Consider the following 16,542-nt stretch of genomic DNA (forward strand, 5'->3'; position numbering starts at 1 on the left):
GGCCCCGGGTATTCAGAAGGTAGCCTTGACCTGCAGGCCAACCACCAGCGCGTTGTCGATGTCCTTCCCGGAGAACGCGCCCGGCTCGATGATGTACTGCACATCCGGGCGCAGGTTCAGCCACGGTGTGGCCTGGTAGCCATAGCTCAGCTCGACCAGCTGCTCGGCGCTGTCGATATCGGGGAACTGCTGCCCGGCATCGAACGCGGCATCTTCCAGCACGTCGCGGCTACGCGGGTTGGGTACGGCACGGCCATAGCCCAGGGCCACAGTATCCTTCGGGCGGCCTGCGAACGGCTTGTACAGCACCACGCCGGCGCCATACCACTTGGTGAATGGCGATGCGGCCTTGCTCGACGCCGAGTACTGGCCGAAGGCATGCAGGCTGCGGCCCGGCAAGCCCTGGTCGTTCCACACCGCCTGGTCGACCAGCAGGTAGTGGCCGCCACGGCCGGACACTTCCTCGTCGCTGCCGATGCGCTTCACGTCGGAGCTGTCGTAGTAGTAGCCCAGTTTGTACTCGCCAGGCAGCTCGCCCTGCAGCTTGTAGACCAGCTCTACCGGTACCACGGTGCCGGTGGTGTGCTTGGGGCCCAGGTGCCAGGCGCGGCTGGAGTTGCCGTTGCTTTCCGGGTCGACGTTGAACGCCGCCACACGCAGTTGCCAGGACGGTGACAGGTCATACTTCACCCGCACGCCCAGGTGGGCATTGGGGTAATTGGTCCAGCCACTGCCACCAGACATGTTCAGCGGGTGACCGCAGAAGCCGGCGTTCATGAAGTTGCACAGGATGCCACTGTCCAGGCCACCGAGGTCGTTGCCCATGGCCATGTAGCCGAGCTTGACGTTGAGTGCCGGGGTGAACAGGGTGCGCTCGTAGCTCAGCTCCGTCAGGCGGGTGTACAGGCCGCCAAAGTTTTCCTGGATCGGCAGGCGGTTGCCCACCAGGTCTTCCGAGGCGCTGTTGCCGCGGCGGTCGTTGATGGTCAGCTGGACCTTGCCGCCGTTGTCCAGGCCATACAGTTTCGACAGGTCGAACTGCACGCCCAGTTTCAGGTTTTGCGAGTAGCGCGCCGAGCGGTGCAGGCCACCGTGGGCGTTGTAGGCGGTTTCGCCGCTGTAGTCGCCGGTGAACCTGACGCCGTCTTCTTCCAGCTGGTGACGCAGGCCGCCCCAGTCACCGGTCAGGGTGCTGCGGGTCATCAGGTCGCCGTCGGCCAGGGCGGTGCTGCTGGCGAGGGCCAGCAACAGGGTGGGGGTGATGCGAATTGCGGATGGCATTGCTGAATCTCGGGTTGTCTTCTAAGGCCTCTTCGCGGGTGAACCCGCTCCCACAGGATTTTCACTGCCCTTGCAAACCGTGCAGTTCCTGTGGGAGCGGGTTTACCCGCGAAGGGGGCGACGCGGTGTTACGGCAAGGCGTAAGAAATCACGTAGTCGCCACGGTCAGTCGACTGGCGCGCGCCGCCAGCCGTGACCACCACGTACTGCTTGCCGGTTTTCGGCGAGACGTAGGTCATCGGGCCGCCCTGGCTGCCCACTGGCAGGCGAGCTTTCCAGATTTCCTTGCCGTTGCTGCTGTCGTAGGCGCGCAGGTAGAAGTCCTGGGTGCCGGCGATGAACACCAGGCCACCCTGGGTCGACAGGGTGCCGCCGAGGGTCGGCAGGCCGATCTTGATCGGCAGGTGCATGCGGATGCCGAGCGGGCCTGTGTCCTCGACGGTACCCACCGGTACCTGCCACGCCACCTGGCGAGTCTTCATGTCGATGGCGGTCAGGGTGCCGAAGGGGGGCGCCTGGCACGGAATGCCGGCCACCGACAGGAAGCGGTTCTTGTTCACCGCATACGGGGTGCCCTTGAGCGGTACTGCGCCCATGCCGGTGTTCAATGCTTCGCCACCGGAAGCGGCACCGCCCTTGTTTTGCGACGGGATCATCTGGATCCACAGGCCCAGGCGCATGTCGTTGACGAAGATGAAACCATGTACCGGGTCGGTGGAAATGCTGCCCCAGTTCATGCCACCCAACGAACCCGGGAAGCTCAGCGACAGGTCGGTGCCCGGCGCGGTGTACAGGCCGTCGTAGCGCATTTTCTTGAAGTCGATGCGGCACAGCAGCTGGTCGTACGGGGTTGCGCCCCACATGTCCGATTCGGTCAGGGTCTGCGCGCCGATCTGCGGCATGCCCACCGACTTCGGCTGGGTGGGCGAGTACGGCTCGTTGGGGATGTTGCTTGGCTTGACAGGTACTTCGTCGACCTGGGTCAGCGGCTTGCCGGTGGCGCGGTCGAGCACGTAGATCTGCCCGGCCTTGGTGCCGATTACCACTGCAGGTACCGACTGGCCGTCGTCCTTGGTGAAATCGATCAGGCTCGGCTGCATCGGCAGGTCGAAGTCCCAAAGGTCGTTGTGCACGGTCTGGAACACCCACTTCTGGTTGCCGGTGGTGGCGTCCAGGGCCAGTACCGAAGCGCCATAGGTATGGTCCAGCTTGCTGCGTTCGACACCGTAGATGTCGGTGGACGACGAGCCCATCGGCAGGAACACGGTATTCATCGCCGGGTCGTAGGACATCGGGGCCCAGCTGTTGGGGGTGCTGCGCACGTAGGTGCTGTCGCCCTGCGGCGCCTGGCGATCTTCCGGGTTGCCGGGGTCGAAGGCCCAGCGCATTTCACCCGAGATCACGTCGAAACCACGGATCACGCCGCCTGGCATGTCGGTCTGAACGTTGTCGGCGACGCGGCCGCCGACCACCACGGTGGTACCGGCCATCAGTGGGGCCGAGGAAAGCTGGTAGTAGGAGTCCGGCACATCGCCCAGGCCGGCCTTGAGGTCAACCTGGCCATTGTTGCCGAAGCCCTGGCAGAACTCGCCGGTGTCGGCGTCGACGGCAATCAGGCGGCCATCGATGGTATTGGTCAGCAGGCGACGCTGGCAGTTGGCACCGGCCGGTACGCTGGCGACAGTGATTGGCGAGCTGTTCGGCTGGGTGGGCTGGGCGATGGCGGCAGTGGCGTCGAAGTAGGCCATGCCACGGCAACGCTGCCAGACCTTGGACTGAGCGTTGATCGCGTTCTTCCACAGCTCCTTGCCGGTGTCGGCATCGAGGGCGATCAGGTTGTTGTGCGGGGTGCAGATGAACACCTTGTTGCCGACCTGCAGCGGGGTCAGCTGGTCTTCGGCACCGTTGCCGTCGCTGAGCGCCACGTCACCGGTGTGGTAGGTCCAGGCTACCTTCAGCTTGTTGACGTTGTCGCGGTTGATCTGGTCCAGCGCAGCGAAGCGGCTGCCACCTTCGGTGTTGCCATAATGGGCCCAGTCCTTCTGCGCCTTGTCGGCCTCTACCGGGGTCATGCCCGGGCCTTTGCCGGTGGGGGCGACGCTTGGGTGGGCGACGAACATGTTGCCGGCGGCGATCGCCAGCAGCACGGCCATCACCCCGGCAATGCCATAGGCACCGCGGCCGACGCTGGCACCATTGGCACGGGCCAGCAGCGGGTAGACCAGCGCCACCACCAAGCCGATTGCGCCGAACATGAACAGGCGCGAGAACAGCGGCCAGAACACCAGGCCAGCGTCGACCAGCGCCCAGATGGCAGTGCCGACCAGGAACGCCGCGTACAGCCAGGCGCCAGCCGGTTTGCGGCGAGCGATGAGGACGCCGGCAATGGCCATGGCCAGGCCGCCGACCAGGAAGTACCAGGAACCGCCCAGGCCGGCCAGCTTGACGCCGCCCGCAGCCAGGAGGAGGCCGAGCAGGGCGATGATCACGCCCAGGCCGACCAGGATGATGTTTGTGGCGCCAGAGGCGCGCGGTGTTTCTTTCATGCCAGGGATCTCAGCAGGTGGAATGCGCGCAGTGTAATCGCTTAGCTTGCTAATTAACAAGTTGGTACATAATTTTGTGGGGCGGATTGTCGCAGGGTTGAACTCTGCAAGATGTGGCTAAAAGTCTAGAAAATGCAGTTAAAATTACACTAAACAGGATGTTCATGTCGGCTGGGTAACCCACGTTCGATTTTCGATTGCCGGAATCACGCCGGCCAGGGAGTGCCGCTGCTGTAGAACACCGCGAGCCAGACGGTGGCAGTGCCGGGTGCGGTCCATTCCACGCGGTGGCGATGATGCGGTGGGATGTCCAGGCAATCGCCCGGTGCCAGCAGGCGGGTGTGGCTCTCGTGTTCGAAGCGCAGGCCGGCGGCGCCACTGAGCAGCACGATCCATTCACCTTCGGCCTGGTCGTACCAGAAACCGGGCGGGCTGGCCTGGCCACTGGAGACGATACGTTCAACACGCACGCCCGGGCGGCTGAGCAGTTGGTCGACCCGTTCGGTGCTGGCGGGGTCGCAAGGGGGCAGGGCAGTCAGCAGGTTGGTCGGGATCATGGAAAACCTCGTTTGGAAGGGGTTGGTTCCACTATGGACGCAATTGCCGTGCGCCGCGCTTCTTGACCGGCCCGGCTGTTTGTAAGAACTTTCCGGGATTTGGAAGACGGGCAACAAATGGACAAACTCCTGGCGATGAAGATGTTCGTGGCCACCGTCGATGCCCAGGGCTTTTCTGCCGCCGCACGCCGGCTCGGGCTGGCGACATCGTCGGTGACGCGCCTGGTCGATGCCCTGGAAGCGGCGTTGGGTGCCACCTTGCTCAACCGCTCCACCCGCCAGGTCAGCCTGACCGAGGCCGGCGCCCGTTATTACGAGCGCGCGCGGGGTATTTTCGAGGCCCTGGACGAAGCCGATGCCAGTGTCGCCGATCGGGGCGAGGAGCCTGTTGGTGTGCTGCGCCTGTGCTTGCCGGTGGAGTTCGGCAGGCGGGTCATCGCCCCGCACCTGGGGCCGTTTTTGGCGATACATCCGGCTCTGGAGCTGGACATCGACCTCAGCGACCGCCTGGATGACCTGCTTGACGGGCGCTATGACCTGTCGATCCGCCTGGGCGACCCCTCGCCCAATGACGAGCTGGTATGCCGCCAGCTGGGTCGCTTCCAGCGTTGGCTGGTGGCCAGCCCGGGCTACCTGGCCGGGCGTGAACCGCTGGAGCATCCGCGGCAGCTGATCGAGCACGCCTGCCTGCGCTTTCGCTACGGGCAGAAAGGGCGCCCCTGGCGCCTGGCCCGTGGGCAGGACAGTCTGGAACTGGACGTGAGCGGGCCGTTGCGCAGTGCCAATGCCGACATGTTGCGCGAAACCGCACTGGCGGGCAGCGGTATCGCGCTGTTGGCCGACTGGCTGGTGCAAGAGGATGTGGCGGCCGGGCGCCTGCAGCGGCTGTTCCCCGATTGGCAGGCCAGCCCTGGCGCGGCCAATGACAGCATCAACGCCCTGTACCTGCCCAACCATCGTGGTTCGCGGCGGGTGAATGCCTTTATCGACTTTTGCGAAAATTTGCTGCAGCGTAGCACCTAGTGTTGCGCAGTGCGCAAAGCCCTGTTGCGCCAGCGCTGGATTCTCGCCAAGAGTGCGTCTGGGTAAGGTGGCCGGCATATTCCAGCCATTGCCGAGGACACTCGCATGAATCCCTCCCTTGCCGCCGCGCAGCCTGCAGCCACCGGCCTCAGCCGGGCCCTGGTCGCCCTGCTGGCGTTCTGCTGCGGCGCGATCGTCGCCAATATCTACTATGCCCAGCCCATCGTCGGGCTGATCGCCCCGGACCTGGGGCTGTCCACCGAGCATGCCAGCCTCATCGTTTCGCTCACGCAGCTGGGCTATGCCTTGGGCCTGCTGTTGCTGGTACCGCTGGCCGACCTGTTGGAAAACCGCCGCTTGATGGTGGCTACTGCCGTGCTGGCCTGTGTCAGCCTGCTGCTGGCGGGGACCAGCAGCAGTGGCCAGGGCCAGCTGTTCCTTGGCTATGCACTGCTGATCGGTTTCAGTTCCGTGGCGGTACAGATGCTCATTCCGCTGGCGGCGCACCTGGCGCCGGAGCAGCAGCGTGGGCGGGTGGTCGGCAACATCATGGGCGGCCTGCTGCTGGGTATCCTGCTGGCGCGGCCGTTGTCCAGCCTGGTGGCCGACTACTTCGGCTGGCGTGCGGTGTTCATTGGCGCTGCCGGGGTGATGCTGGCGATCATCCTGTTGCTGGCCCTGACCTTGCCGCGGCGAGTGCCTGAGCACAAGGCCAGCTATGCGGGGCTGATGCTGTCGCTGCTCACGCTGCTGCGCCGTTATCCTTTGCTGCGCCAGCGCTCGCTGTACCAGGCATTGATGTTCGCGGCGTTCAGCCTCTACTGGACGGCGGTGCCGATGGCCCTGGCAACCCAGCATGGCCTGTCGCAGAGCCAGATCGCGGTATTCGCCCTGGTGGGCGCGGTGGGCGCCGTTGCCGCACCCATGGCCGGCCGCCTGGCCGATGCCGGGCATGCCCGGGCCGGTTCGCTGCTGGCGTTGTTGCTGGCACCGGCGGCACTGTTGCTGGGGCTGACGGCACCGGGCTACAGCGTGATCGGCCTGGGCGTGACCGGCGTGCTGCTGGATTTTGCGGTGCAGATGAACATGGTCATCGGCCAGCGTGAAGTGTACGCGCTGGACCCGGCCAGCCGCGGGCGGCTGAACGCGGTGTACATGACCAGCATCTTCCTGGGTGGGGCGCTCGGTTCGGCGGTTGCCAGTGCGGTGTTCGGCCAGTTTGGCTGGCAGGGTGTGGCGCTGGTGGGGGCGGGGTTGCCGGGTGTGGCCTTGCTCATCTTCCTGGCCAAAGCGCGCCGGGGTTGAATGCGAGCCCACAGGTTGTCGCGATCCCTGTAGGAGCGGCCTTGTGTCGCGAAAGGGCTGCAAAGCAGCCCCGGCAATATCAGCAACGAAGCCGATATCCCGGGACCGCTGCGCGCCCCATCGCGACACAAGGCCGCTCCTACAGGGATCGCGACAGCCTTTTCGTAGTGCTACCGCCCAAGCGGCAACGCCACACCTATCACGGCAAACAGGCTGCCGCAGCAGCGGTTGAAGCCCTTGCCGCCCTTGGCCAGCCATGGCCGGATGCGAAATGCCAGGCGTGCCAGCAGGTATTCGACCAGGAACTCGACACTGGCAAAGGTAGCCGCCATCACCACGAACTGCAGCAGCAACCCACGCTGCGGGTCGATGAATTGCGGCAGGAAAGCACCATAGAACAGCAACACCTTGGGGTTGGCCATGGCCGACAGCAGGCCTTGGCGGAACAGGCCGGCATTGCCCAGCCGCGCGCTTTGCGCGGTCAGTTCCAGGTGCAGGCCCGGGCTGCGCCACAGCTGGATACCCAGCCAGATCAGATAGGCACCACCCACCCACTTGAGCACGCTCAGCACCGACGCCGAAGCCTGTAGCAAAGCGCTGAGGCCGAACATGGCCAGGGCGATCAGGGCACTGAAGCCAAACACCCCGCCAACGATGGTGAACAATGTCCGGCGTGCGCCATACAAGGCACCGTGGGTCAGGGCCAACAGGCTGTTGGGGCCCGGGGTCAGCGACAGGCCGATGCTCGCCAGCAGGTAGATGAGCCAAGTGTCGAGTGCCATGGGGGAAATGCCTTGTTGGTGTGGAGGGCGCCAGTCTATGGCGCCGGCCTTGGCCGGCAAGGGTATGATCCGGACATTGAATGGTCGTTTCTGGACGCGATGCCAATGCTCCCCGATATCCGCTTGCTGATCTTGCCATTACCGGATTTTGCCCTGCTGCCGTTCGGGGCCTTTCTCGACAAGTTGCGTTTCAGTGCCGACGACGAGGACTACAGCCAGCAGCGCTACTGCAGCTGGACCGTGGCGGGGCTGACCCTGGACCCGGTGCCGTCGAGCAGTGGCGCGGTGGTGCAGGTCGAGGCCGTCGCAGGCCAGCTCGAGCTGGCCGGTTTCGACTACCTTGTGGTGTTCGGCGGGCGCAACGCCATGGCCACTGCCGCGCTGGCGCCTCGCTACCGGGCCTTGCTAAGGCAGGCCGGCAAGGCTGGCGTCAAGCTGGTGGGGGTCGATAACGGCGCTTTCCTGTTGGCCGCCTGCGGGTTGTTGCAGGGGCACAAGGTAGTGGTGCACTGGCGCCACGAAGCCGAATTCCGTGCGGCCTTCCCGCATTTGCAGGTGCTGACCGAGCAGCTGTATTGCATCGACGGTAGCCGCATCACCTGCGCCGGCGGCACCGCCGCCATCGACCTGGCCGTCGCGCTGTTGTCACGTGCCTGCGGGCGGGCCCGGGCGCTCAAGGGCCTGGCCGACATGCTGGTGGATGAAACCCGCGATAGCCGCCATGCCTTGCGCTCGCTGGAGCTGCCGACCGGGCAGGGTAGGCAGGTGCAGCGCGCGCAGGCGTTGATGCGCCATCACCTGGGTACGCCGCTGACCGCGGAGCAGTTGGCGGCAGAGCTGGGCATCAGCCGGCGCCAGCTGGACCGGCAGTTTCACGCCAGCCATGGCATGAGCGCCAAGGCCTGGTGGCTGGAGATGCGCCTGCAACAGGCGCGCTGGCGCTTGCTCAATTCCAGCCACAGCCTGGCGCAGATTGCCGATGAAGTGGGCCTGGGCGATGCCAGTTACCTGGGCAAGTGCGTGCGGCGACGGTTTGGTTGCACGGCCCTGGAACTGCGCGCAGGCACCAACCCGCTTTGAAGCCGCGCACGGTTCCCTGTGGGAGCGGCTTCAGCCGCGAAGAATCCACCGCGGTGCATGGCACCGGCTGCGCCGGTGTTCGCGGCTAAAGCCGCTCCCACAGGGTTCCTGCTGATTCAATGAGTCATGTGCAGCCCTGTGAGAGCGGGCTTACTGCGGCGTCCCGAACAACCCCGTCCAGTAAATCCCTGCGTCACTCTTCGGGTCCACTGCATACGCAGCGCCCAGCTCACGAAAGTCCGGGTTCATCAGCGTCGCGCAATGCCCCGGGCTATCCAGCCAGCCATCGACCACCTTGCGCGCGGTGTCACGCCCGGCGGCGATGTTTTCGCCAATCTGCTGATACAGGTAGCCGGCCAGTTCTGCCCGGTCACCGGGGGTGCGGCCGTCCTTGTCGATGTGGTCGAAGAAGTTCTGGTTGGCCATGGCCCGGGTGTGGTTGGCGGCAACCCCGGCCAGCACCGTGCTCCAGCTCAGCGCGGGGGCGGCGGCGAAGGGCTGGCCACCGCATTGGCGCGGTACCTTGCGCGCGGCATTGATTTCCTGCAGCACCTTCTGCCCCTCGGCCTGCCAGTCGCCCAGGCGACCACTGAGCAGCGGCCGGGCCAGCACGATGCGCCAGTCGCGGCCTTCCTGGCTGACGCCGATATCGACGAACTGCGGGTCGAGCACCACCTGGCAGAAACTCTCCTCGATGGCATGCATGGCCGCGCGCACATCACGTGGCCCCGACAGGCTGATGGCCTGCACGTTGACCATCGGGTAGGCGGCGCGGGTCATGGCCTGCTGCAGGTCGCGGGTACCCTCCGGCGACAGTGCCAGGCGGGTATCGCTGTTGAGCGGTGGCAGCTCCAACGACGCTTCACCACCGCAGGGCTGGGCCTTGCTGCGGTAGACATTGATCGAATCGATCAGTTGCGCCTCTTCGCCGGTGGCAGCCAGTGCCCCGGCCGAGACGACCAGACCCAACGACAAGGCGGCAACGGATGACAGGACGCGCATGTGGATCTCCCTATGACTGGCAGCGTCGTGGTTTGCGCTGCTCATCCTACACAAGCCCGGGGCTTTTGGCCCGGGATCGTGCAAAGCAATGAAAACGCCGGCATTCGTTGCTGGCGGCAAAAGAGGGAGTAGACCACTGATCATCGGAAAAGTGCGAACAGTTGGTAATCATTCTTATCGAACCAACGCTGTCAGCCCGTTTGCCGGCGCCCGGCGGGTATCAGCGCGCCACCGCCTGGTTCGGTTTGTAGAACAGAAAATGCCTGGTCTGCGCCGTCCGGCGATAGGCTTTGGCCCAGTCCGGGCGCACATTGCGGTCGTGGAAGTACAAGGCACCGCCGGTGCGGTCTTTCAACTGCTGGTTGAGCGCCTTGCGCGCGATTTCCTTGGCAATGCCGTAGCGTTGCGCTTCTTCGACCTGGTCCGGGCGCCCGTCGCACCACCAGGAGAACTGGCAGGCCTTGCTTTCCACACCCTGCTTGACCACGCCGCAGATTGTATCCGGGAAGCCATCGTGGCCCAGGCGGTTGAGCACGACGTTGGCCACGGCGGCCATGTCTTCGGCGTCGGCACCTTTGGCCTCCCAGTAGATGGTGCGGGCCAGGCAGGTGATGCTGTCATCCAGCGGCGCCTGGCCGGCCGGGTCCACTGCCTGCGCTTCGCCCGGTGTGAGAGTCTCGGCCTTTTTCGGGGGTGGTGTGTCATTCACCACTTTTTCCTCGAGCACCTCGGCCTTGTCCTCGGCGACGGCAGCCTTGGCCGGGTCGGCGGCGTGCAAGGGGCCTGCGAGCAGGGCCGAGGCCAGGCCGATCACCATCCACGAAAAGCGCATGATGCAAGCTCCCCGAACTGTGGGCTGGTTCCCAGTCTAGCCAAGCGCGAGCATCAGTACCAAAGGCAGGGTGGCGGCGGCGACCACGGTCTGCAGGGCGATGATGGTCGCCATCAGCGGTGCGTTACCGCCCATTTGCCGGGCCATCACATAAGAAGACGAGGCGGTCGGCAGCGCCTGGAACAGCACCGCAACCACTGCTGCCTGGCCACCCAGGCCAAGCAGGCGGCACAAGCCCCATGTGGTCAGCGGCATGACCAGGAACTTGAATGCCGACGCTGCCATCAGCGGGCGCACCTGCTGGCCCAGGCGGGCGCCACCCAGGGCTGCGCCGACGCACAGCAGGCCTAGCGGCAGGGCGGCCTGGCCCAGGGCCTTGACCGTGGGTTCGATACCCGCTGGCAAGCCCAGCCCGCTGGCGCGCAGCAGCAACCCGCCGGCGCAACCGACGATCAAGGGGTTGGCGAAGATGGCCCGCAGCACCGTCGCTGGTGAGCTATGGCGGGCACTGAAGCGGGCGAACACCAGTACGCAAAGCAGGTTGACCAGGGGTACGATTGCAGCGTTGGCCACCGCCGCCAGGGCGATGCCGGCGCTGCCATAGATACCTGCTGCAAGGGTGGCGCCGATGTAGTTGTTGAAGCGGATGCCGCCCTGGAACACCGAAGTGAAGTCGGCACCGTCATGGTTCATTGCGCCCTGGTACAGCACCAGCAGCACGGCCCCGGCCAGGGTCGAGAGCATCAGCACGCCGACCATGCCCAGCACCGGCACGCCATCGAGGTTGGCGGTGGCCAGGCCATGGAGGAACAGTGACGGCAGCAGTACGTAATAGCTAAGGCGCTCTGCGCCGGGCCAGAAGTTGTCGGCGAGGAAGCCGCGCAGGCGCAGGAAAGTGCCCAGGGCAATCAGCAGGATGATCGGCAGCAGGGTAGTCAGCAGCAAGTGGAGCATGGGCGACGTTCCGTGGTCGGGTACGGGGCACAGCCTACTGGTACGGATCGATCTGTAAAAACGTTGTTTTCTGCACTGACTGTTGAGGAAAAATGCATGGTTGAAGTCGACACTGGCTCTTGTAGGAGCGGCCTTGTGTCGCGAAAGGGGTGCGAAGCGCCCCCAGGATATCGGCATCGCCACAAAATTGCCGGGGCCGCTTTGCGGCCCTTTCGCGACACAAGGCCGCTCCTACAAGGCCCTGCGAACCTTCACGCCTCCAGCGCAGTCTTCAGCACCGCACTCAAATGCCGCCGCTGGCTCTTCTCATGCTCCAGCAACACCACCCGCCGGGTCAGCTGCGGTTCGCCAAATGGCAGGCAGGTGGCCGGAGGCAAGCGTTGCAGGTCGTCATCGGCCATGGGGATGATTGCCACGCCCAGGCCCATCACCGCCATGCGCGCCAGCGCTTCCTGGCTGTCCAGTTCCATCTGTTCGCTCACCTGCAAATGCTGGCGGCGCAGCTCCTGCTCGATCTGTCGGCCGGCCCAGGCACGCTTGTCGAAGCGCAGGAACGGCTGGCTGGCCAGCAACTGGGGCACGCTTTGCCCGGCGAGGTCGGGGCTGGCGATTGCCCAGAAGCGGTCTTCGAACAACGGCGTGAAGTCCAGGCTTTGTGGGTACGGGCTGACCGGTTCGGTGGTGATCGCCGCATCGAGCTCGCCGTCTTCCACCCGCCGTGCCAGTTCCGCCGACATGCCGGAGGCCACGCTGACATGCAACTGCGGATGGTGCGCCTTGATCCACACCAGCGCCTTGGGCAGGCGCCGCGCCAGCACCGTGTGGATCGCCCCCAGGCGCAGGCGGCCGCGCTGGCTCGGGCCGCTGGCCAGGGCGTCGGCCAGTTCGTCATAGGCAGCCAGGATGGTTTCGGCCCGGGCCACCGCCAACTGGCCGGCTTCGGTCAGCGACACTTGCCTGCGGCTGCGGTCGAACAAGGTCACCTGCAGTTCGTCTTCGAGGGTCTTGATGTGCAGGCTGACCGCCGAAGGGGTGAGGCTGAGCAGGTCGGCGGCACGGGCGAAGGTGCCGTGACGGGCGATGGTCACCAGGGTGCGCAGGGCTTTGAGGGACATGCGGGTGGGTCCGGTTTCAGGCTGACAGGGTTGCATTGTCAGGCCCGGCCCTTTCGCAGCACAAGGCTGCTCCTACAGGTATTGCGCATGCTTGAACCATGGCGCTAACCCTGTAGGCGCAGCCTTGTGCTGCTCAGCGCTGGTTACGCCCATAGGCCTGGCTGATCCGGTCGATCACCATGGCCAGGGCGACGATCGCCAGCCCGGCCTCGACGCCTTGGCCGACATTCAAGGTCTGGATCCCCGACAGCACATCCTCGCCCAGCCCGCGGGCGCCAATCATCGAAGCCACCACCACCATCGACAGGGCCATCATCACCGATTGGTTGAGCCCGGCCATGATGCTGGGCAGCGCCAGCGGCAGGGCGATGCGCCGCAATCGCTGCCAGCGGCTGGCCCCAAGGCCATGGGCGGCCTGCAGCAACGAAGGGTCGATCTGGCTCAGCCCCAGTTCGGTCAGCCGCACCAGCGGTGGCAGGGCATAGATCAGCGTGGCGAACACGGCGGGCACCTTGCCCAGGCCGAACAGCATCAGCACCGGGATCAGGTAAACGAAGGCCGGCAATGTCTGCATCACATCCAGTACCGGCAACAGCACCCGCTTCGCCAGCGGCCGGGCAGCCAGCAGGATGCCCAGCGGCACACCCACCAACACGCAGAGGCCTGTACTGACCAGCACCAACGCCATGGTCTGCAGCAGTTTGTCCCACAACCCGAGCATACCGATCAGGGCCAGCAGCGCCACCAGTACCGCGCTGCGCAGCACGCTGCGGCTGGCATGCCAGGCGAGCAGGCCGATCAGCAACAGCAGCAGCCACCACGGCAGCAGGCGCAGCAGGGTTTCCAGGCCGACCAGTAGTTGCAGCAACTGGTCCGAGACGCTGCGCAGGTGATCGCCGTAATGCAGCACCAGCCAGTCGACCAAGCGGTTGACGCTGTCGGCAAAGGAGAATTGCAGGGTTTCAGGGAAGCCGCCGCTCACAGGCTGCCCTCGACCTTGGTAGCAATGTCCGCAGGCAACCAGGCTTTCCACACTTCGCGGTTATTGCGCAGGAAGGTGAGGGCAGCGTCACGGGGCGGCGTGCGCTTTTCGCTCATCTCGGCCAGTGCGCTGTTCAGTCGGTCGATGGGCAGGTCGACCCGCTCGAACACGCTCACCAGCTCCGGATAGCCCTCGCGAAAGGCCTTGGACACGCCAATCGACAATTTGGCCGGCAGCGAGCTGCTGCCCTTGGGCTCGGGATTACCGGCATCGGTGAGGGTGGCCCAGGCGTTGGCATCGAACGGCGGCTCTTGCAGGCGTATGAGTTTGTAACGCCCCATCAAAGGGGTAGGGTTCCAGTAGTAGAACAGCACCGGTTGGCCACGGCGGATGGCCGAGTCGATTTCGGCATCCATTGCAGCGCCGGAGCCGCTGCGGAAGTTGGTATAGAGCTCATTCAGCCCGTAGGCCTTGAGTTTCTGGCTGTTGACGGTCTCGGATGTCCAGCCGCTGGGGCTGTTGAGAAAACGCCCTTTGTCGGGCGACTCGGGGTCGCGGAACACCTTCGGGTAACGCTTGAGGTCCTCGACGTTGCGCAATTCCGGCGCCACGGGTTTCAGCTTGCGTGCCGCATCGCCCTCGATCACGTAGGCCGGCACCCACCAGCCTTCTTCGGCATTCTTGACCGTATCGCCCAACGCGAACACCTGCCCGGCGGCTTCTGCCTTGACCCAGGCAGGGCTGCGCCCGGCCCATTCCTCGGCAATTACTTGCAGGTCGTTGCGCGCCAGCGCCACTTCCATGCTGACGGTGCTGCCGGGCAGGGTGTCGGTGGGGTAGCCATACCCGCGCTCCACGATCAGCCGCAGGATCTCGGTGGTGAGGGCGCCGCTTTCCCAGCCGATGGCGCCAAAGTGAATGGGCGTGGTCCGTTCCGCCGAAGCGGCGCTATCGGTGCTGGCCATGCCCACCGCCAGCAGCAGACCGGCCAGTAGCGTTGGAATTTTCTTCATCGGGGCCTTCGTCGATTGCCGTGGGGTAGGTGCGGGCAAGTGTAGACGACCCCTCCCAGGCGTTGCCGACAGCAGCATGGAACGGGCTCCTGCTGCGAGTGGGAGCAGCGGTTTGCAAAGGTGCGCAGTGCCGTTTGGCAAGCACATTCTGCGAGGCATTCCTGATGACGCTGGACTTGAATTTTATTTATTACCGCAACTTCCGATTCGATGGAAAGCTGCATGTTCGTTGCATTGGCACAGACCTGCACAAGGTCAACCGCATTCGCTACGAACTGGAGCGGGCCGGCCCGGATGGCCCGGTGTCGTTCCGAGGGGTTTCGGCCTATTCCCAGGCACACACCGGCAAAACGAGTGACCACGGCTGCCCAGCCACTTTGTTCGCCGAGGAGGAGGCGGGGATCTACACCATCCGGCCAAGGGTGGTGCTGCGAGATGAACATGCCCGGGCGATGAACCGGCCTGTCGGGCCGGCCGGTGTCATCGACATGCCGCCGCTGGTACTCGATATCGCGGTCGAGGAGATCAACCGCAGCGTGCTCGACAAGGTCCCGTTGCCTTCTGCCGCCAAGCGTCGCAAGCGGGCGGCAGGCCCCGCGGACGTGGCTGATCACGCTCAGCAAACGCTTCCCACGTTGGCGCCAGGTACCTCGTACCCGACACTGGTCATCGAGTTCGCTAGCGGTGGGTATGAGCACTTCCTTGACGACCTGGAGCCAGGCTCGGGCTCGACGCTGGTTCGCTATTGGCCGAACCTGAAGTCGGTGATCGCGCTCAGGCCGGTGCTGGACGAGCATGAAGTGGACGATGACAGGCTCCTGGCACTACGTCAGCACTATTACCTCGACCAGCCTGCCGGCATGCTCAATGACACCTATCTGGCATTGCTCAAGTCGTTGGCCGCGCTGGACTATGTCGTATCCATGCAGATGTCGCCGCCACCTTCGGAACCACACCCTGTCGCGTTCGTGCTGGCGGGGGTGCTGGCAACCTTGCTGACAGGTACTGCAGTGGTGGCAGGCAACAGGGCTTATGAGAATGCTCAGCCCACGCCCGACTTCGAATCACGCCAGAACTACCTCGACGAACCCGGCCCCCGGTGGAAGGGCCTGAATGTGCGCAAGGCCTGGGCCAACAAGGTGACGGGCAAGGGGGCGCGTATCCACTTCAGCGATGGTGGGTTGTACCCGCAGCATGAAGACCTGCGCGGCAACCCCGCCCTGCAAGTCATCTCGCTTGAGCCCAACCATGACCCCAGCCATGGCACGGCTTCGGCAGGGGTGATTCTGGCCGCGCGCAACGGCATGGGGGTTACCGGAATCAGCCATGACAGCGAGCTGTACCTGTACAACAACCGCGCGCAAGACGCCCAGGGCAATTTCCAGGCGCTCAAGGATCTGCTGCGCAATGTGGAGCCTGGGGATATTGTCGGCATCAATCGCCAGACTGCAAATATCGATGTGTTGAGCACGAAGCTGCCGTCCTTGCACGACAAGGCCTGGTGGACCGTCATGCTTCAGCTGAGTCAGCGCGGTGCGGTGGTGGTCAATGCCGCAGCCAATGGCAGCAGCAAGACCCTTGCGGAACGAGGTACCCAGGCGGGGCAAGGCGTAGACCTGGCCAATTGGCGTTACTTCGATGACCATGGCGATTCAGGTACCATTCTGGTGGGCGCCAGCCACTCGTATGACGGCAAGCCCCACGCCTACTCCAACCACCATTACCCTTACCGCATGCTCAATGCCTGGGGTGACAGCGTAGTCACGCTTTCCTATGGCAGCTTGCAGGACCTGTCCGGCGATGATCGGGACTACACAGACAACTACGGCGGCACGTCCAGTGCGACGCCGATGGTGTGCGGCACACTGAGCCTGATCCAGTCCTATGCCATGGAGCACCACCACATCTACCTCAATGGCAACCAGATGCACCAGTTGGTCATGGCGTCCGGGTATCACGATGCCACGTTGCCCGGCACCGACGTGTTGCCGATGGGCGCCAGGCCCAATGTGCATGGCGCGTTGGTGCTGCTGGACCGCATTCTCGGCGGGGGCAGGTTCGAGGCCTGAG

At 64.8% G+C, this 16,542-nt stretch carries 14 protein-coding genes; 4 read left to right on the forward strand and 10 right to left on the reverse strand.

What is annotated here, in order from left to right; all coding sequences use genetic code 11:
- Nucleotides 1–12: 12 nt before the first annotated feature.
- From J5M58_RS17480 to J5M58_RS17490, 3 genes are all read right to left on the reverse strand, one after another.
- Nucleotides 13–1,281, reverse strand: a complete 1,269-nt coding sequence (locus tag J5M58_RS17480; RefSeq protein WP_112252569.1) for a carbohydrate porin — start codon at nucleotides 1,279–1,281, stop codon at nucleotides 13–15.
- Nucleotides 1,282–1,409: 128 nt separating this feature from the next.
- Complete coding sequence (locus tag J5M58_RS17485) at nucleotides 1,410–3,827, reverse strand: glucose/quinate/shikimate family membrane-bound PQQ-dependent dehydrogenase (RefSeq protein WP_207878887.1); 2,418 nt, start codon at nucleotides 3,825–3,827, stop codon at nucleotides 1,410–1,412.
- Between the two features lie 206 nt (nucleotides 3,828–4,033).
- On the reverse strand, nucleotides 4,034–4,384 hold the full coding sequence (locus J5M58_RS17490) for a cupin (RefSeq protein WP_112252567.1): 351 nt from the start codon (nucleotides 4,382–4,384) through the stop codon (nucleotides 4,034–4,036).
- Between the two features lie 117 nt (nucleotides 4,385–4,501).
- Here J5M58_RS17490 and J5M58_RS17495 point away from each other — a divergent pair, with 117 nt between their 5' ends.
- Both J5M58_RS17495 and J5M58_RS17500 read left to right on the forward strand, forming a co-directional pair.
- On the forward strand, nucleotides 4,502–5,407 hold the full coding sequence (locus J5M58_RS17495; RefSeq protein WP_112252566.1) for a LysR family transcriptional regulator: 906 nt from the start codon (nucleotides 4,502–4,504) through the stop codon (nucleotides 5,405–5,407).
- Between the two features lie 105 nt (nucleotides 5,408–5,512).
- Entirely contained in the window at nucleotides 5,513–6,712 is a 1,200-nt protein-coding gene (locus tag J5M58_RS17500; RefSeq protein WP_112252565.1) for an MFS transporter, read from the forward strand.
- Between the two features lie 170 nt (nucleotides 6,713–6,882).
- On the opposite strand, the gene J5M58_RS17505 is transcribed toward J5M58_RS17500, so the two are convergent.
- On the reverse strand, nucleotides 6,883–7,494 hold the full coding sequence (locus tag J5M58_RS17505) for a LysE family transporter (protein WP_207878889.1): 612 nt from the start codon (nucleotides 7,492–7,494) through the stop codon (nucleotides 6,883–6,885).
- Nucleotides 7,495–7,599: 105 nt separating this feature from the next.
- Between J5M58_RS17505 and J5M58_RS17510 the strand changes: the two genes are divergently transcribed.
- Nucleotides 7,600–8,574, forward strand: a complete 975-nt coding sequence (locus J5M58_RS17510; RefSeq protein WP_207878891.1) for a GlxA family transcriptional regulator — start codon at nucleotides 7,600–7,602, stop codon at nucleotides 8,572–8,574.
- 150 nt (nucleotides 8,575–8,724) lie between these two features.
- On the opposite strand, the gene J5M58_RS17515 is transcribed toward J5M58_RS17510, so the two are convergent.
- From J5M58_RS17515 to J5M58_RS17540, 6 genes are all read right to left on the reverse strand, one after another.
- A complete protein-coding gene (locus J5M58_RS17515) occupies nucleotides 8,725–9,576 on the reverse strand; it encodes a CAP domain-containing protein (RefSeq protein ID WP_112252562.1) in 852 nt (283 codons plus the stop codon).
- A gap of 220 nt (nucleotides 9,577–9,796) precedes the next feature.
- On the reverse strand, nucleotides 9,797–10,408 hold the full coding sequence (locus tag J5M58_RS17520; RefSeq protein ID WP_133971978.1) for a cell wall hydrolase: 612 nt from the start codon (nucleotides 10,406–10,408) through the stop codon (nucleotides 9,797–9,799).
- 36 nt (nucleotides 10,409–10,444) lie between these two features.
- Nucleotides 10,445–11,362 (reverse strand): AEC family transporter, encoded by a 918-nt coding sequence (locus J5M58_RS17525; RefSeq protein WP_112252560.1) that lies wholly within the window; start codon nucleotides 11,360–11,362, stop codon nucleotides 10,445–10,447.
- 251 nt (nucleotides 11,363–11,613) lie between these two features.
- Nucleotides 11,614–12,477, reverse strand: a complete 864-nt coding sequence (locus tag J5M58_RS17530; RefSeq protein WP_112252559.1) for a LysR family transcriptional regulator — start codon at nucleotides 12,475–12,477, stop codon at nucleotides 11,614–11,616.
- 133 nt (nucleotides 12,478–12,610) lie between these two features.
- Nucleotides 12,611–13,459, reverse strand: a complete 849-nt coding sequence (locus J5M58_RS17535; RefSeq protein ID WP_112252558.1) for a proline/glycine betaine ABC transporter permease — start codon at nucleotides 13,457–13,459, stop codon at nucleotides 12,611–12,613.
- Nucleotides 13,456–14,472 carry an ABC transporter substrate-binding protein gene (locus J5M58_RS17540; protein WP_207878893.1) on the reverse strand — a complete coding sequence of 339 codons (1,017 nt, stop codon included), beginning with the start codon at nucleotides 14,470–14,472 and terminating at the stop codon, nucleotides 13,456–13,458. The genes J5M58_RS17535 and J5M58_RS17540 overlap by 4 nt, the downstream gene beginning before the upstream one ends.
- Before the next feature lie 176 nt (nucleotides 14,473–14,648).
- Between J5M58_RS17540 and J5M58_RS17545 the strand changes: the two genes are divergently transcribed.
- A complete protein-coding gene (locus J5M58_RS17545) occupies nucleotides 14,649–16,541 on the forward strand; it encodes a S8 family serine peptidase (protein WP_243432391.1) in 1,893 nt (630 codons plus the stop codon).
- The last annotated feature ends 1 nt before the right edge of the window (nucleotide 16,542 follow it).

The sequence above is a fragment of the Pseudomonas sp. 32_A genome (genome assembly GCF_017490905.1).
Lineage (GTDB): Bacteria > Pseudomonadota > Gammaproteobacteria > Pseudomonadales > Pseudomonadaceae > Aquipseudomonas > Aquipseudomonas inefficax.

Bases quoted from the DNA above. Each gene is read 5' to 3' on its own strand.
- J5M58_RS17480 (WP_112252569.1), bottom strand. From the start codon at position 1,281: ATGCCATCCGCAATTCGCATCACCCCCACCCTGTTGCTGGCCCTCGCC.
- J5M58_RS17485 (WP_207878887.1), bottom strand. From the start codon at position 3,827: ATGAAAGAAACACCGCGCGCCTCTGGCGCCACAAACATCATCCTGGTC.
- J5M58_RS17490 (WP_112252567.1), bottom strand. From the start codon at position 4,384: ATGATCCCGACCAACCTGCTGACTGCCCTGCCCCCTTGCGACCCCGCC.
- J5M58_RS17495 (WP_112252566.1), top strand. From the start codon at position 4,502: ATGGACAAACTCCTGGCGATGAAGATGTTCGTGGCCACCGTCGATGCC.
- J5M58_RS17500 (WP_112252565.1), top strand. From the start codon at position 5,513: ATGAATCCCTCCCTTGCCGCCGCGCAGCCTGCAGCCACCGGCCTCAGC.
- J5M58_RS17505 (WP_207878889.1), bottom strand. From the start codon at position 7,494: ATGGCACTCGACACTTGGCTCATCTACCTGCTGGCGAGCATCGGCCTG.
- J5M58_RS17510 (WP_207878891.1), top strand. From the start codon at position 7,600: ATGCTCCCCGATATCCGCTTGCTGATCTTGCCATTACCGGATTTTGCC.
- J5M58_RS17515 (WP_112252562.1), bottom strand. From the start codon at position 9,576: ATGCGCGTCCTGTCATCCGTTGCCGCCTTGTCGTTGGGTCTGGTCGTC.
- J5M58_RS17520 (WP_133971978.1), bottom strand. From the start codon at position 10,408: ATGCGCTTTTCGTGGATGGTGATCGGCCTGGCCTCGGCCCTGCTCGCA.
- J5M58_RS17525 (WP_112252560.1), bottom strand. From the start codon at position 11,362: ATGCTCCACTTGCTGCTGACTACCCTGCTGCCGATCATCCTGCTGATT.
- J5M58_RS17530 (WP_112252559.1), bottom strand. From the start codon at position 12,477: ATGTCCCTCAAAGCCCTGCGCACCCTGGTGACCATCGCCCGTCACGGC.
- J5M58_RS17540 (WP_207878893.1), bottom strand. From the start codon at position 14,472: ATGAAGAAAATTCCAACGCTACTGGCCGGTCTGCTGCTGGCGGTGGGC.